At 59.3% G+C, this 15,863-nt stretch carries 12 protein-coding genes; 3 read left to right on the top strand and 9 right to left on the bottom strand.

Features of this window, described 5'->3' with window-relative positions:
- Positions 1-17: 17 nt before the first annotated feature.
- Genes KY494_RS19895 through KY494_RS19875 form a run of 5 tightly spaced genes read right to left on the bottom strand, consistent with a single transcriptional unit; the run spans position 18 to position 4,895 of the window.
- A complete protein-coding gene (locus tag KY494_RS19895; protein WP_219887955.1) occupies positions 18-1,049 on the bottom strand; it encodes an ABC transporter ATP-binding protein in 1,032 nt (343 codons plus the stop codon).
- Between the two features lie 13 nt (positions 1,050-1,062).
- On the bottom strand, positions 1,063-1,842 hold the full coding sequence (locus KY494_RS19890; RefSeq protein ID WP_071075235.1) for an ABC transporter permease: 780 nt from the start codon (positions 1,840-1,842) through the stop codon (positions 1,063-1,065).
- Positions 1,839-2,678: an ABC transporter permease gene (locus KY494_RS19885; RefSeq protein ID WP_152282142.1), complete on the bottom strand. Its 840-nt coding sequence runs from the start codon at positions 2,676-2,678 to the stop codon at positions 1,839-1,841. Before KY494_RS19885 ends, KY494_RS19890 begins: the two co-directional genes overlap by 4 nt.
- Before the next feature lie 21 nt (positions 2,679-2,699).
- Positions 2,700-3,722 carry an ABC transporter substrate-binding protein gene (locus KY494_RS19880; protein WP_258194342.1) on the bottom strand — a complete coding sequence of 341 codons (1,023 nt, stop codon included), beginning with the start codon at positions 3,720-3,722 and terminating at the stop codon, positions 2,700-2,702.
- 57 nt (positions 3,723-3,779) lie between these two features.
- Complete coding sequence (locus tag KY494_RS19875; RefSeq protein ID WP_257571920.1) at positions 3,780-4,895, bottom strand: porin; 1,116 nt, start codon at positions 4,893-4,895, stop codon at positions 3,780-3,782.
- A gap of 227 nt (positions 4,896-5,122) precedes the next feature.
- On the opposite strand from KY494_RS19875, the gene KY494_RS19870 reads away from it, so the two are divergent.
- Entirely contained in the window at positions 5,123-6,040 is a 918-nt protein-coding gene (locus tag KY494_RS19870) for a LysR family transcriptional regulator (RefSeq protein ID WP_219887954.1), read from the top strand.
- Between the two features lie 50 nt (positions 6,041-6,090).
- Here the strand turns inward: KY494_RS19870 and rsmA are convergent, their stop codons facing one another.
- From rsmA to KY494_RS19850, 4 genes are all read right to left on the bottom strand, one after another.
- Entirely contained in the window at positions 6,091-6,870 is a 780-nt protein-coding gene (gene rsmA / locus KY494_RS19865) for a 16S rRNA (adenine(1518)-N(6)/adenine(1519)-N(6))-dimethyltransferase RsmA (protein ID WP_219132463.1), read from the bottom strand.
- A 91-nt stretch (positions 6,871-6,961) separates the two neighbouring features.
- A complete protein-coding gene (gene pdxA / locus KY494_RS19860) occupies positions 6,962-8,017 on the bottom strand; it encodes a 4-hydroxythreonine-4-phosphate dehydrogenase PdxA (RefSeq protein ID WP_219887953.1) in 1,056 nt (351 codons plus the stop codon).
- 19 nt (positions 8,018-8,036) lie between these two features.
- Positions 8,037-9,431, bottom strand: coding sequence for a peptidylprolyl isomerase (locus tag KY494_RS19855; protein ID WP_258194341.1), 1,395 nt, complete (start codon positions 9,429-9,431; stop codon positions 8,037-8,039).
- A gap of 103 nt (positions 9,432-9,534) precedes the next feature.
- Positions 9,535-11,784, bottom strand: coding sequence for an LPS-assembly protein LptD (locus tag KY494_RS19850; protein ID WP_219887951.1), 2,250 nt, complete (start codon positions 11,782-11,784; stop codon positions 9,535-9,537).
- A 1,145-nt stretch (positions 11,785-12,929) separates the two neighbouring features.
- Between KY494_RS19850 and ltrA the strand changes: the two genes are divergently transcribed.
- Entirely contained in the window at positions 12,930-14,633 is a 1,704-nt protein-coding gene (gene ltrA / locus KY494_RS19845) for a group II intron reverse transcriptase/maturase (RefSeq protein WP_219887950.1), read from the top strand.
- 124 nt (positions 14,634-14,757) lie between these two features.
- The gene (locus KY494_RS19840) at positions 14,758-15,825 is read left to right on the top strand and encodes an aminoglycoside phosphotransferase family protein (RefSeq protein WP_219887949.1); all 1,068 of its coding nucleotides are present in this window, start codon (positions 14,758-14,760) and stop codon (positions 15,823-15,825) included.
- Positions 15,826-15,863: the final 38 nt, after the last annotated feature.

Genomic DNA, 15,863 nt, shown 5'->3' with positions numbered 1-15,863 from the left:
TGCGCTCCATTCAGAAATCACGCGCCCAGCCACAGGGCGCTGTCGGACGGCAGCACGAACGACACGGCCGTGCCCTCGCGCCAGGTGGCGCCACCGGCCGCGCAAATGCCCTTGACCTGGCCCAGCGGCGTTTGCAGCAGGTATTCGACGGTGTCGCCCAGGAAGCCCCGCGCCAGCACGGTGCCAGGATACTGTCCTGCCGCGTCGTCGGCCGCGCAGACGCGCACCTTGTCCGGACGCCAGCCCAGCACCGTGGTGCCGGCAGCGACGGCAGACGTGTACGGCAGGCTGGCGCCCGCGTGGTGCAGCGCGCCGTCGCGGTAGTCGAACAGGTTTTCGAAACCCATGAAGTTGGCGACGAAACGCGTCGATGGCGTATTGAAGACGGCTTCCGGCGCGGCCAGCTGCTCGATGCGCCCGCCGTTCATGACGACGATGCGGTCGGACAAAGCCAGCGCTTCTTCCTGGTCATGCGTCACGTACAGCATGGTGATGCCCAGTTCGCGCTGGATGCGGCGCAGCTCGGCGCGCATCTGCACGCGCAGCTTGGCGTCCAGGTTTGACAGCGGTTCATCGAGCAGCAGCAGGGCCGGTTCGACGACGATGGCGCGCGCCAGCGCCACGCGCTGCTGCTGGCCGCCCGACATCTGCGCCGGCAAACGCGTCTCGAACCCCGTCAGTCCCACGGCGGCGATCACGGCTTCCACCTTGGTTTTCAGCAGGGCCGGCGCGACCTTGCGCAGGCGCAAACCAAAAGCGATGTTGTCGTACACGTTCAGGTGCGGGAACAGCGCGTACGACTGGAACGCCATGCCGATATTGCGCTTGTTCGGCGCCAGCTTGCCGATTTCGCGGCCGTCGAGCACGATGCGGCCCGACTGCAGCGGCATCAGGCCGGCGATGGCGCGCATGGTGGTGGTCTTGCCGCAGCCGCTGGGGCCCAGCAGGGAAATCAGTTCGCCCTGCTCGACGTGCAAGTCCAGGTCTTTCACGGACGTCGTGTTCTTGGCGTAGCCGAGGTTCAGCTTGTGCAGTTCCAGATAACTCATCGTGTGTTGCCTCTTACATGTATTTAGAAATGCCCAGCACCTTCTCGGTCACCATCACGAAGGCCATGGTGAACAAGACCAGCAAGGTCGACAAGGCAGCGATCGACGGGTCGAAACTGTTTTCCATATGCCCCAGCATCTCGATGGGCAAGGTGCTGATGCCCGGTCCCGTCAGGAACAGCGAGACGGGCACCTGGTTGAACGAGGTGACGAAGGCGAGGAAGAAGGCGGCGATCACGGCGTTGCGGATATTCGGCAGCACGATCATGAAGAAGGCGCGCAGACGCGACGCGCCCAGCGTGATGGCGGCATCCTCGATATCCACGCGCAGATTGACCAGGCTGGCGTACACCACGCGCACCGAGTACGGAATCAGCAGCGCGATATGGCCGATCAACAGGCCCACGTAGACGGGCGCATTGATGGTCAGGACCAGGTGATGCAGCAAGCCCAGGCCGACGAGGATGGCGGGAATGATCAGCGGCGACGTCAGGATCTGGCGGATAACGCCGATACCGGGTGGCGGCATGCGCGAAAACGCATACGCGACGGGGATGCCCAGCAACAGCGCGATGACGGTCGCGATCAGGCCGATTTCCAGGCTGGTCTGGAAGGCGCGGCGGAACTCGGGCGCCGCCCACACTTCGAGGATCCAGCGCAGCGAATACGACTCGGGCGGGAACGCCAGCGTTTCGCCGCCGCTAAAACCGGCCAGCACGACGATGGCGAAAGGCCCCAGCAGGAACAAAAACACCAGCCATAAAACGGCACGTGAAAACAAGCTTTCTTTCATACGGAGCTCCGGCTAGAGGAAATACGTTTAAGGCCGGCATTCACCAGCAGGGTCATGCAGACGAGGATGACGGCGATGACATTCGCGGCGCCGAAATCGCTCTCCACGCTGACCTTCTGGTACAGCAGCGTTTCCAGCATCAGCACCTTGGTGCCGCCCAAGAGGGCCGGCGTCACGTAGGCCGTCACGCAGCCCGTAAACACCAGCGTGCCGCCAACGACCAGGCCTTCCTGCGTCAGCGGCAGGGTGACCTTGCAAAATACTTGCCATGGATTGGCGCCCAAAGTCGCCGCAGCCGGTTCCACGTCGCGCGGCAGGTTTTCCAGCGCACCGGCCAAGGACATCAGCATCAATGGCAGCAGCAATTGCAGCAGGCCGACAAACACGGCAAATTCGCTGAACAGCAAACGCAGCGGCTCGTCCGTGAAACCCATGTTGACGAGCGCCGCGTTGAGGGCGCCGTTACGCCCCAGCAGCACGATCCACGCGTAGGTACGCGCAATCGGCGAGACCATCAGCGGCAGAATCATCATGCCCACCACCAGGCCGCGCCACTTCGGCGACACGCGCGCCACGGCTTGCGCGGCCGGATAGCCGAGGATGATGGACGCCAGGGTCACCAGCGCGGCGATGCGCAGGGTGCGCCAGAAGATGGTGCGGTTAAATTCCTGCGAGAAGAACTCAACGAAGCGGTCAACGCCCCACTGCATGCCGTCGCCGACGCGGAAGGCGTCGACCAGCAAGGCCAGCACGGGCAGCAGGAAGCAGACGACGATAAAGATCAGCGCCGGCAGGACCAGCAGCAGTCCCAGGCGCTTTTTTGGATCAGCAAACATGGTGTTTTCTCCTCGTCACCACTATTTGCTCATGGCCTTGTTCCACTGCGTCATCCAGTTGCTGCGCTGCTTGAGGATGGTTTCCGGCTTGACGAATTTCAGCGAGCTGATTTGATCGGCGCCATAGGTATTGAATTGCGCGGCCGCCACGGACAGCCGCACGTCCTTGTTGACGGGCGAGTCGACCAGGTTGGTCGCCAGCTGCGTCTGCACTTCCTTGGACAGCCAGAAATCCATCAGCTGGTAGGCCAGGTCCGCATTCTTCGAGCCGGCCACGATGCCCATCACGTTCATGCCGGCCGCCTGGCCTTCGGCCGGGATGCTCCATTTCAGGGGCAGGCCCGTCTTGAGCATTTGCGACCAGGTAAAGCGCGCCACGGGCGCGGCCCAGATTTCATCCTGCGCGAACAGGGCCGCGAGCTGCGCGCTGTTCTTCGAGAACGTGACGACGTTGCCCTTCATGCCGACGATCTTGGCAAAGCCGGTGGCATAGTCTTCCGTCTTGCCGCCCCAGGCCGCATCGGCCATGCGCAGCATCAACGGGCCCTGCGTGGTGCTCACGTCGGGGAAGGCCACGCGGCCTTTCAGTTCGGGGCGCCACAGGTCCTTCCAGGACGTCAGCGGGGCGATCTTGTCGCTGCGGTACACCAGGCCCACGGAATACAGCGTGTAGCCGACGGCGTAGTTGCCGCCGATGGGGTTTTTCGCCACATCGTACAGGGCCTTATAATTGCTCAGCTTGGCGTAATCCATGGGCTGGATCACGCCTTTTTGCGCCGCTTCCAGCATGCCGGAATCGGACAGCAGCACCAGGTCGATCACCGGATTCTTGGCGTGCACCACCAGCTTGGCGATGCGGTCCGCGTTATTCCCCGTTTCCACCTTGATATCGCACCCGCATTTGGCCTTGAACGGCTCGTACACATACTTCATGAACAAGGGCTGGGCAATCGGATAGGCCGAAATGACCAGCTCGCGTTTTTCCGCGTGGGCGGCGTTAGCCAGCAAGCCTAGGCTCAACGCCAACATGAGGTGCTTTTTCAAAATGCTTCCTTTCAGGGGGCGGCGCTGCGGGACAGCGCCTGTAAAGATGAATCAGAATCAGAAATAATGTCGCATGCCGACGATCAGGACGCTTTGCGTCTTGCCGGCCGAGGCGCCGAAACCGAACACGCGCGCGAACGTCGCATCGCCGGCCGCTTTCTGGTAGCTCCAGGTGACGGCGACATCGGTGCGCTTGGACAGGAAGTAATCGGCCTGGAAGTTGACCTGATGCCATTTCGGCGTCTTGTTGATCACGTCATATTTTCCGGTGGTATAGAAATACGACGCGCCCAGGTTCAGCGCTTCCGTCAGCTTGTGGTTCACGTTCAGGTCCACGTTTTGCAAGGTCAGATTGCTTTGATCCAGGTAGTGGTAGCGCACGTTGGTGTACAGCGCGCCAAACTTGGTCCTGCCCACATTATAAAAGCCTCCCGTGCCGGCGATGGCCTGGCTGTCCACGCCAGCGCCCTTGACGGCGCTCTTGTTGAAAATCAACAGGGAACTGCCGTAGTCGTTGCCGATGGCGCCATTCGGCGCGTCGGGGCTGTTCGGGTGATCCATCTTCGTATAGGCAACGGCCCAGCTGAAGGCATCGACCTTGTAGCCGGCGCCCATGCTGTAGACGCGGTTGCGCTTGGAGTCCGCCGGATTTTCGCTGAAGCCATACAAGCCCGTGAACGACAGCTTGCTGATGTTCGGGCTGACATACTTGACGGCGTTTTGCACGCGCAGGTTGTTGTAGCCATTGTCGTTGTCGCCGATGTGCACGCCGTTACTGGCGATGACCACGGGGCCCAGCAGGTCCTTGATGGCTTCATACTGGCGCCCCAGGGTGAGCGTGCCCTTGTCGTTGCTCGACAAGCCCACATACGACTGGCGGCCGAACAGGCGGCCGCTTTGCGCAGCCGTGCCCGTCATCACGTTAAAACCGTTTTCCAGCACGAAGACGGCCTTGGTGCCGTCGCCCAGGTCTTCCTGGCCGCGGAAACCGATGCGGGGATTCTGATTCGTGCCGCTCAGCGCATGCGTGCGGCTGCCGTTACCCTCATCCGACACATAGCCGATACCGGCCGACAGCAGTCCATACACTTGCACGCTGCTTTGCGCCTGCGCCGCGCCCTGCGCCGCCAGCAAGCCACCCACCACCATCGTTCCCGTCATCCATTTGTTCATCGCCGCCACCCTAAAAAGAATAAACCCTGAGTTTTTTTGGAATTATTTTATTGATGCGTCCCTTGCCTGACGCGCCGCCGCACGTGCCGGTGCCGCATTCCAGGCGCTTCTCCTGAATATTATTGCTTTCAAGACAAGTAAAGACCAGTCCAGAATATGGTAAATTGCGGGATAAGAAAATTTGTTTATTTTTATAAATCCATTACTTTTTCTAATAAGCAACGCCCATGCATGAACTGAGCAAGAAGATTTCCTTACGACATTTGCAAGCGTTTGCCACCCTGGCCCGGGTAAACAGCTTCAGCAAGGCTGCACAGGAATTGTGCGTGACCCAGCCGGCCCTCAGCGCGTCGATCAAGCTGCTGGAAAATCAACTGGGGAAAAAGTTGTTTAACCGCACAACCCACCAGCTGGAACTGACGCGCGAAGGCAAGCTGGCGCTCGACTACGCCACGCATTTATTGAATACGGCGAGCAACACTTTTGCCGATATCCAGCGCGCCATAGGCAGCGGCCGGCACCGCATCCGCATCGGCGCGATTCCGTCGGCCATGGCGATGACGGCCGTGGTGGTGGCGCGCTACAGCGAGCAGCATGGCGATGAAGTGGAAATCGTCCTGTCGGACATGCCCAACGATGGCTTGCTGCACGCGCTGCATTCGGGCCAGCTGGACTTTTGCGTGGGCATCGAGGTACCCGGTTCCGTTTCTCTGGAAAGCGTGGGCCTGTTCGAAGACGAGCTGGTGCTGGTGACGGCGGGGCGCCATGCGCTGGCGCCGCTCAAGGAAGTGCGCTGGGAGCAGCTGGCGGGCCAGGAAATCGTCGTGTTTACCAAGGGCAGCATCTGGGAATTCGCTTCGAGCGCGCTGCGCCAGCATGGCTTGAGCCCGTCGAACCTGTACCAGATGATCCACAGCGAGTCGCTGTATGGCGTGGTGCGCGCCGGCATCGCCGTGGGCATCATGCCCAGTCTGTACACGACTTTCCTCAATGACGAGGATCTGCACGTGGCGCCGCTGCGCCAGCCCACCTGCAAGCGCAAGATCGCCTTGATGCGGCGCAATGAAATCAGCCGCAACCACCATGTGGACGACTGTTTTTCAGCGTTGCGGCAGGATTTACAGCAAGTCGACCAGTGGTTTTGATTAACCCCAACCGATGAACAGCCGGGGTCGGACCCTGGGTTTGACAATGCTTACACAGGTGCCTTCAGCAAATTCGCCAAAGCAACATACTGCTCCAGCCCCACGGTTTCCGGACGTTTGGTCGGATCGATGCCGGCCGCCTTGATCTGCTCTTCCGTAAACATCCCGGCCAGGCAGTTGCGGATCACCTTGCGGCGCTGCGAGAAGGCCTTCATGACGACCGCTTCCAGCGTCGCCTGGTCGCACGCCAGGCGCTCGGCCACGGGGATCATGCGCACGATGGCCGATTCCACCTTCGGCGGCGGATCGAAGGCCGTCGGCGGCACGATGAACATCAAGGTCATGTCGTAGCGCCATTGCAGCATCACGGACAGGCGGCCAAACGCCTTGCTGCCCGGCTCGGCCACCATGCGCTCGACGACTTCCTTTTGCAGCATGAAATGCTGGTCTTTTACCAATGGCGCGAAGTCCGCCAGGTGGAACAGCAGCGGGCTGGAAATGTTGTACGGCAAGTTGCCCACGATGCGCAACTTCTGGCCGGCCGGCACGGGAATTTGCGCGAAATCAAACTTCAGCGCGTCGCCCGAGTGGATCGTCAGCTTGGCCGGATTGAAGGTCTTTTCCAGGCGCACGATCAGGTCGCGGTCCAGTTCCACCACATGCATCTGCTTCAGGTGGCGCAGCAACTGCTCCGTCATGGCGCCCAGGCCGGGGCCGATCTCGACCATGGCATCGTCCTCCTGCGGCGCGATGGCGGCCGTGATGTCGTTGAGGACGAAGCGGTCGTGCAGGAAGTTCTGGCCAAAGCGTTTGCGGGCAACGTGTTTCATATTCTGTTTTCTATCAATGCGGTAAAGCCGGCACAGGCCGGCGGGATCGTTGAGCAGGCAGCGTCGGGTTACGCCTTGCGGCTAACCCGACCTACGCTCTGGTCGGGGTGCTGGCGCGCAGCATGTCGAGCGCCGTTTGCAGCGCCTGCTCCATGCTGTGGCAATCGGCCAGCCCCAGCCCTTGCGCGGCCAGGTCCAGCGCCGTGCCATGGTCGACCGAGGTGCGGATCAGCGGCAAGCCCAGGGTGATATTGATGCCGCGCCCGAAGGTCGCGTATTTCAGCACGGGCAAGCCCTGGTCGTGGTACATGGCCAGCACGCAATCGGCGTCGGCCAGGTATTTGTGCTGAAACAGGGTGTCGGCAGGGTACGGTCCGCGCGCATCGATGCCGCGCGCTTGCGCCGCGGCAATCGCCGGGGCGATCACATCGATTTCCTCGCGCCCCAGATAACCGCCCTCGCCCGCATGCGGGTTCAGGCCGGTCACCAGGATGCGCGGCGCGGCGATGCCGAATTTCTGTTGCAAGTCTGTCTGAATGATATCCAGGGTGACGGCCAGGCGGTCCAGGGTGATGGCGGCGGACACGTCCTTCAAGGGCAAATGCGTGGTGGCCAGCGCCACGCGCAGGGTCGGTTCGCCGTGTCCCGGTTCGCCGGCCAGCATCATCACCACTTGCGGTGTGTTGGTTTTTTCTGCCAGGTATTCCGTATGGCCGGAAAAAGCCACGCCGGCGTCGTTGATCGTGCTCTTTTGCAAGGGCGCCGTGACCATGGCGCCAAACCAGCCGGCTTCGATGCCTTCCACGGCCGCGTCCAGGGTCGCCAGCACGGAGCGCCCGTTTTCCTTGTCGAGTACGCCAGGAATGACATTATTGACAGTCGGAATATCGATCACGGCCAGGCGGTCGGGGCCGAAATGCGGCAGGCCGTTGTTGCGCACGGCTTGCAGCGACAGCGCCGCCAGGCGGATCTCCGGATCGATCAGGCTGGCCGTCAGCGCCAGGAAGGCGGCGTCGCCCAGCAGGATGCAGTTGACGTCATTGCGCATGGCCCAGGCCGCGCGTATGGAGATTTCCGGGCCGACACCGGCCGGTTCGCCACAGGTAATGGCGATGGCCGGGCGGCGTGATGCAGGCAAATTACTCATGCGCAAATAATTGGCAGCATTACTGGTCGTCCGCGCGGAATTCGACGTAGGCACGGTCGCGTACTTCGCGCGCCCAGTTTTCCGTCGCTTCTTCCAGCTTGCGTTCGCGCAAGGCGTTACGTGCGGCGCTGCGCTGCTTCTCTTTCGAGACGTCGTCGCTCTTGCGTTCCAGCACTTCGATCAGGTGGAAGCCAAAGCTCGATTCGATCGGCTCGCTCACTTCGCCCGGTTTCAGTGCATTCATCGCCGTTTCAAATTCCGGTACGGTATCGCCTGGATACAGCCAGCCCAGGTCGCCTCCCTTGGCGGCCGAACCGTCGTTCGAGAACAAGCGGGCCAGGTCTTCGAACTTGGCGGCCTTGTTATCGAGACGCTCTTTCAATTCGGCCAATTTGCGCTTGGCTTCGGCCGCCGACAAGGTCGGCGTCACTTTCAGCAGGATATGGCGCGCATGCGTCTGCTGCACGGCGGCGACGGCTTGTGCTTCGGCCGCGCTGCGGCGGTCCACCAGCTTCAGGATGTGGAAACCGGTGTTGCTCTTGATGATAGGCGTGATCTGGCCCGGCTTCAATTTCAGCAGTTGCTCCGTGAACAGGGGTGGCAAACGGTCGCTATTGCGCCAGCCGATATCGCCACCGCTCAGTGCATCGCTGGCGTCGGAATAGGTAGCGGCCATCTTGGCAAAATCGGCGCCCGTGCGCAACTGACGGCTGACTTCTTCGGCGCGCGCGCGGCGCGCGGCGATCTGTTCAGGGCTGGAGTTTTCCGGAATGCGCACGAGAATCTGCGCCAGGTTCAGCTCCACCTGTTCGCTGGCCGCCGCTTTTTCCGCTTCCAGGAAGTTATCCACTTCGGAATCGGAAATCTGGATCTTGGCGTCGACTTCATGCTCGCGCAAGCGCTGCATGATGATTTCATCGCGGATTTCTTCGCGGAAGGTCGCAAACGGCGTGCCTTCTTTTTCCATCTGGTTGCGCAGCTCTTGCACCGTCATCTTTTGCTGTTCAGCAATACGGGCAATCGCGCGGTCCAGGGTCAGGTCATCCACGCGCACGCCCATTTCCTTGGCCAGTTGCATTTGTGCGCGCTCAACGATCATGCGCTCCAGCAATTGACGACGCAGGTCGGCGGGATCGGGCACGGGAATATTCTGCGCCTTCATGCGCTGCTCCACGCTCTTGATGCGGGCCGCCACTTCATTGCGCGTAATCACATCGTCATTGACGACGACGGCGATGGAGTCGATGCTCTGGCCACTGCTCGAGGCCGGCGGTGTGAAGCCCTTGACCGGTGCTGGAGCAGCGGCAGCGGGCTTGCTCGCAGGCGCTGGTGCAGCCTGTTGGGCCCAGACACTACTGGTCGTGGCGCCGGAAATGGCGCACAACAAAACCGTTGCAATTTTGAGTTGGTGCATACTGGCATTACGCATAATGTGTAGAGCGCTCATGAGTTCAGGTGAATAAAAAAACCGGTTTGTGCCAGCGCCGGGAACACCGGCGGCGGCAACGGTGCCTATCTTAACGGAGTGGCTGGCTCAGTGCCTGGTAGCCAGGTATGGTTTTGGTAAATGTTTCCAGCCCATTCGTGCCCAGACCCAGGCCATTCGACAGCCCAGTCAGTTCCAGCTGGAAGAAAATCGGCGTCGAGGCCTTGTTGGCAGAAGTCACGAAACGCTGCGCTCCCATGCGAAATACCCAGCAGTCGCCCTTGTACTCCAGGCCGACCAGGCTTTCCAGCATGCGCCGGTCCAGCAGGGAATAACTGATGCGTCCCACGCCATACAAGCGGTCCGTCAATGGCCATTGCGTCGACACTTCCGCATTGCGTATGCTGCCACGCTGAAAACGGTTACTAAAGTTCAATACTTTCTTGGCACCTGGCTGATATTGCAAGGAGTACGTCGAGCTCATCAACTGGCGATCGCTGGGATTGTACTGCACCAGGCTATCGACGGTCCAAGTCTCCGACACGCGGCCCGTTGCTGCCAGCAGGATATCCGAACGCGACTGATTGACGGGCGTGGTCGAATAGAGCTGCACACGCTGGTCGGCAAAGTAGAAACGCTGGCCGAAGGTCAGACGCATGCGCTCCGTGCCGTCCGACTGCAAGAAGCGCGAAACGACAGCGGCCGTGACCTGGTTGGCATCACCGATACGGTCGCTGCCAACAAAACGGTTTTCCGTGAAGATCTGCGTCAGGTTGAACGTGCCGGCTGCCGTATCGAAATTCGGGAACTGCGACTGGTCGCGGTATGGCGTATAGACGTAGAACAGGCGCGGCTCCAGGGTTTGCGTACCGCCCTTGGCGCCAAACAGATTCGAGTCGCGTTCGAACACCAGGCCGCTGTCGACCGAAAAGGTGGGCACGGCGCGCGTAAACGACGTGTCCGGAAACAGTGCCTTGGTCCTGGCATCGTTGTCGAGCTGATACGCGCTGGCATTGAGCATCAGCTTGGGCGTGATGAAGTAGCCAGGGCGCACGATGGGGAAACTCACCTGCGGCACGACCACGAGGCGCGACCCTTGCACCAGCGTCGGGTGCGCGAAGCGCGTCGCTTCCGCGTCGAAGGTCCAGTCGAAACCGCCCCAGACGTCATATTTACCAGCGTGAAAGTTTACCGCCGGCAAACGGTCATACGGCCGCGACACAGTCAGACTGGGATCTTTGGCGGCATCGGGGTCTTGCAACACCTGATAATTCTGCACGCGCGCCGTCAGGCTCCAGTCCTCGGTGCGGTAATCGGTGCGCAATTCGCGCAGCAACTGGCGCTCGGTGGCGGAGGCGACGTTTTTCGAAAAATCGTTCGGGTAATTATTGTCCGATGCGTCGCGCAGATCCCAGCTGTACGTCCAGTCCTTGGCCAGCGCCTGCTCGTGCTTGGACTTGATCATGTAGCGGTTGGTCTTGGTTTGCTTGTCATTAGGCAAGAACTCAACCGACGTTTCACCGCTGTACAAGCCGGCATCCGTCTCGCCCATGTAGCGGCCCGTCGCACCGAGCTGGATGCCGCGCCGCTGGATGTAGCGCGGGAACAGCGTCAGGTCGCGGTTCGGCGCGATGTTCAGATAATACGGCATCAGCAGCTCGAAACCGTTCTTCGAGGCAAAGCCCGGCGTGGGCGCCAGCCAGCCCGAGCGGCGCGCGCCCGACAGCGAAAACGAGATGCCCGGCGTGCCCAGGATCGGCACGTCCTTGAAATAGATGATGGTCTTGCTGCCCGTCCCCACGTCGCGGCCCGTATCGAGGTTCAAGGTGCTCGATTTCAGGTACCAGTCCGGATTCGGCCCTTCGCAGGTACTGTACGTACCTTCGATGACATTGGCTTCGTCGGGGTTGATGAAGTCGACGCGCTCGGCCTTGCCCCGGCCGCCGCCCACTTCGAAGCGGTACGTCGGGTTAAGCAGGAAACCCTTGCCGGTCTCCATGTTCAGCTTCAGGACGTCACCCGTGTAGTAATCGCCAAAACGCCACATTTTGATATGGCCCTCGGCGTCGAACTGATCTTCAACTTGTTTGTAACAAGCTGTATCGGCCGTCATTTTTGTGGTTTTTCCGCGCTCAATCACGACATTTTTATCGAGATTGATCTCCCTTTCGGGTCGTCCGTTCATGCTGTTCGCCGTCATGACGGTGGGCGCGTCGGGATCTTCCACATGAACCGGACGCGGTGCTTTCTGGGCGTGAACAGGCACCGTCGTGGCGGCGACGAGCGCGCTGATGGCGAAAGCCCAGCGCTGCGAAGGGGGGGAGGCCGAAAACCAGCTCATGAATTGGAAGGGGCAAGCACCATTGAGAGGCGATTTTTTGATTTGAATCCCTTATTATATGGGAATCTGTGCGACACGCCTTAAAGCTCGGGTAGCTGGCCCCGGTCGCAACGTAGTAGTAACGGCTAGCAGCGCAGGAACTGCGCAGGCAAATCCCTGGTTTACCAGTGATAAAACATTGAGGGGCTCCCCGGAGTACCCATTCTTGGCAAGACAAGACACGCTACGAGAAGGTGCCTTGTCAGTCTTATACGCCCGCCGAATCACCGGCGAGTCGCGATTCCTTTGCCTGTTTTGTTTACATAAAACATTGAAACTGTAGTTTATTTGCAAAGCTTGTGGATATTTTACATTTGCTTACAATTTTCTATATTTCAACAGTTCTCTGCAAGACTCGGTTGTCTCTCAGCTGAGTCATACCCGAGTGAAACTCTTCGATATCTTGTCATGCTTCAGTCCTGCAACTGCTGCCATGACCGGATGTACGACCATCTGTCACCTACTTGAGTGTGCGTCGCCGGTAACGGCGGGGTGCAAAGCCTCAGGGACAACGTACCCCCATTCTTTTCCGGCAGCCCGGCGTGCGAACGCCTCGCTGGAGACTGCGAGCAGCGATGCGGTCAAGGGGCTAGGTGAGTGCTGCAAGGGCAATGTTATGTGAACCATCGTTTGAACCCTCGTAAATATTAATAGGCCAAAGCTGCTGGCAGGCCTAAACCAAACGGTATGTGGCTGGTTATCTCCGTGGATTCTGGGGACACGTCGTCATTCAGCCACCGGGGGAAAGATGGGCCCTAAACAGCCAGTCGCGATGTAGCTGTCGCGTCGATATCGTTGGGAACGTGGTAAGCCCGATTCCCTGCCGCTCGATCAAAGAACCGACATAGCGGCAAGCAAACCGCAAGGCACGCCCTTGGGGGAGCGGGTAGAGGAGGATGGAGAAAGCGAATGCCGGGCTGTAATGGTCCGGATAGGGATTCAAGATTTGTCCCGGCCTGAAAGGGTGCCCACTTCCATCTGGTGTAATAGTCGTCATACGACTGTACTGGCTCCAGGCAGTCATCATTTTTCAACCACTCCGAAGGGATGCAGCTCACCCTTCGGGGTGCGCTGTGTCTCGTCGGAACAACTACACGAGGTTCAGCATGAAAGTAACCGCTAGCAGTCTTGCAGGTTCTGCGTCCTCGCACGTGCCAACTGAATGGGTCGCCATCAACTGGCGGCTCGTACAACGCAACGTGAGAGCCATGCAGCATCGATTAACGAAGGCTACACAGGAAGGCGACTGGCGCAGGGCGAAAGCGCTGCAAAGGTGGCTAACCCACTCGTTCAGCGCGAAAGCGCTGGCAGTCAAACGAGTGACAGAGAATCAAGGCAAACGAACCGCAGGCGTGGACCAGCAGTTGTGGGACTCAGCAACGCAGAAGTTCGCTGCCATTGCGCAGTTGAAGAAACAAGGCTATCGGCCCCTGCCATTACGGAGGGTCTTTATTCCCAAGTCAAATGGAAAGATGCGCCCACTGGGCATCCCTACCATGCGGGACCGGGCGATGCAGGCACTTCACCTGCTGGCCTTGGATCCGGTCTTGGAAACGCTGAGTGATCCCAACTCATACGGGTTTCGCAAAAATCGCTCAACGGCCGATGCGATGTCGCAAATTTTTCTCCAGACCTGCCGGAAAGTGTCGGCAACCTGGGTGTTGGATGCGGATATCGAAGGTTTTTTCGACAATATCAACCATCAATGGCTGGTCGACAATGTCTTCATGGATAAGTTGATCCTGTCTAAATGGCTGAAATCCGGGGTAGTTGACCGGAAGCAATTAATGGCAACCACAGCTGGAACGCCACAGGGCGGCATCATCAGCCCTGCCCTTGCGAATTGGACGTTGAACGGGCTGGAGACTGAACTGATTGCGCACCTCGGTGCGAAATTCGGCAAGTCAAAGGCAGGCAAGCTCAAAGTCGGTGTCGTGCGATATGCGGACGATTTTGTCGTTACCAGTGGATCGAAGGAATTGCTGGAGACGGAAATCAAGCCTTGGATCGAAGCATTTCTTGCAGTCAGAGGATTGCGACTGTCCAGTGCCAAAACCAAGATCGTGCACATCGATGAGGGCTTCGACTTCCTGGGGTGGAACTTCCGAAAATATTCCGGGACACTACTCATCAAGCCAAGTAAGAAGAACATGAAAGCGTTCTATGAAAAGCTGAGGAAGACGATCAGCGAAAACATCGGGGCGAAGCAGGAGAATCTCATTCGATTGCTGAACCCCATGCTGCGGGGCTGGGCGCAATATCACAGCCCTGTCGTCGCCAAGGAGGCGTTTTCGACGATGGAGTCGCTGCTGTACTGGCGGCTTCGTCGCTGGGCCATGCGCAGGCATCCGAAGAAAACCGACAGTTGGATACGCGACCGATACTGGCGCCCAACCGAGAGTGGAAATCGGATGTTTGCAGCGGACGTTGTCACAAAGAATGGCAATAAGGCCATGAAAGAACTGTACTCGTTACCAGGTACAGCGATTCTGCGTCACACGAAGATCAAGGGCGGCTATCACCCCTACGATCCGCAATGGGAACTGTACGGCGAAACCCTTCGGCAGGAACGCATGTTGAAAAACATGTCTTACCGGCGCGAGTGGGCCAAGCTCTACCTCGACCAACGTGGCTTGTGCGCTCTGTGTGGATATGAGATGAACATGGAAACCGGATGGCATGACCACCACATGGAACACCGTGTGGCAGGTGGTTCCGACGCCCTTGGAAATCGCGTATTATTGCACCCAAATTGCCATATAAATGTGCACGCAAACGATTTACACGTTGCGAAGCCGGTCCCTGCATAGGGACTTTTATTATGCTTGAGCCGTGTGCGGTGAAAGTCGCACGCACGGTTCTTAGGGGGGAGAGCTTCCAGCAATGGGGTTCTCCTACCCTCCGCATCATCAACCCGATTCCACAGGCCGCTTAATGTCATTCTCTTCCAATTCCTCCACCGCGCCGGCCCAGGCCGACGCTCGCCTGACCCTGTTGAAAGCCTGGTTGACCTCGCTTAACCTCGTCGCGCCCGAATCCGCCCGCCCCGCTTCCAGCGATGCCAGCTTCCGCCGCTACTACCGTCTCGATATGCTGCCTGGCAATACAACATTGCCAGGAAGTACACTGATTGCCATGGATGCGCCGCCCGAGCGCGAAAACGTGCCCGCCTTTGTCAAGGTGGCCGGCTTGCTGAAAGGCGCCGGCGTGTCCGTGCCCGAGATCATCGCGCAAGACCTGGACAACGGCTTCCTGCTGCTCTCCGACCTGGGCACGACCACCTACCTCGACGCCCTGAACCACGACAATGCCAGCGTGCTGTACGCCGAAGCGCTGGAATCGTTGATGAAAATCCAGCTGGCCAGCCAACCGGACGTCTTGCCCGAGTTCGACCGCGCCTTCATCCTGCGCGAAATGCATCTGTTCCCGGAATGGTTCATCGGCAAGCATCTGGGCGCCACCTTGACGGATGTGCAACAAACCCAGCTGGACAAGGTCTTCGAGGCCATCACGGCAAATATTTTGTCGCAACAACAAGTATTCATGCACCGCGACTACCATTCGCGCAATTTGATGCACATCAACGACGGTTCGATTCCGAATCCCGGCATCCTCGATTTCCAGGACGCCGTCTTCGGTCCCATCACCTATGACATCGCCTCGCTGCTGCGCGACGCCTACATCCAATGGGATGAAGAACTGGTGCTCGACTGGGTCATCCGCTACTGGCAACGCGCCAAGCAACTGGGCTTGCCCGTGAATCCCGACATCGACGCCTTCTACCGCGATTTCGAATTCACGGCCCTGCAGCGCCACCTGAAAATCCTCGGCCTGTTCTCGCGCCTGAATTACCGCGACGGCAAGGATCTGTACATGGGCGACCTGCCAACCGTGCTCGATTATGTGCGCAAGACGGCCAACCGCTACACGGAACTCAAGCCGCTGGTGCGTTTGCTGGACGCCCTGGAAAACAAGACCCCACAAGTCGGCTACACATTCTGATCACTTCAGAGCAATGTACAAAATAAATCAGAAAACGA

The sequence above is a fragment of the Janthinobacterium sp. PAMC25594 genome, from assembly GCF_019443505.1.
In the GTDB taxonomy this organism is placed as follows: Bacteria; Pseudomonadota; Gammaproteobacteria; order Burkholderiales; family Burkholderiaceae_D; genus Janthinobacterium.
Note: the sequence above shows the minus strand (reverse complement) of the source record. Positions and strands in the feature narration are given on the sequence as shown.

Excerpts from the sequence above, each read along its gene's own strand:
- KY494_RS19885 (WP_152282142.1), bottom strand. The coding sequence starts at position 2,678 with ATGTTTGCTGATCCAAAAAAGCGCCTGGGACTGCTGCTGGTCCTGCCG.
- KY494_RS19890 (WP_071075235.1), bottom strand. The coding sequence starts at position 1,842 with ATGAAAGAAAGCTTGTTTTCACGTGCCGTTTTATGGCTGGTGTTTTTG.
- KY494_RS19875 (WP_257571920.1), bottom strand. The coding sequence starts at position 4,895 with ATGAACAAATGGATGACGGGAACGATGGTGGTGGGTGGCTTGCTGGCG.
- KY494_RS19895 (WP_219887955.1), bottom strand. The coding sequence starts at position 1,049 with ATGAGTTATCTGGAACTGCACAAGCTGAACCTCGGCTACGCCAAGAAC.
- KY494_RS19840 (WP_219887949.1), top strand. The coding sequence starts at position 14,758 with ATGTCATTCTCTTCCAATTCCTCCACCGCGCCGGCCCAGGCCGACGCT.
- rsmA (WP_219132463.1), bottom strand. The coding sequence starts at position 6,870 with ATGAAACACGTTGCCCGCAAACGCTTTGGCCAGAACTTCCTGCACGAC.
- KY494_RS19855 (WP_258194341.1), bottom strand. The coding sequence starts at position 9,431 with ATGCACCAACTCAAAATTGCAACGGTTTTGTTGTGCGCCATTTCCGGC.
- ltrA (WP_219887950.1), top strand. The coding sequence starts at position 12,930 with ATGAAAGTAACCGCTAGCAGTCTTGCAGGTTCTGCGTCCTCGCACGTG.
- KY494_RS19850 (WP_219887951.1), bottom strand. The coding sequence starts at position 11,784 with ATGAGCTGGTTTTCGGCCTCCCCCCCTTCGCAGCGCTGGGCTTTCGCC.
- pdxA (WP_219887953.1), bottom strand. The coding sequence starts at position 8,017 with ATGAGTAATTTGCCTGCATCACGCCGCCCGGCCATCGCCATTACCTGT.
- KY494_RS19870 (WP_219887954.1), top strand. The coding sequence starts at position 5,123 with ATGCATGAACTGAGCAAGAAGATTTCCTTACGACATTTGCAAGCGTTT.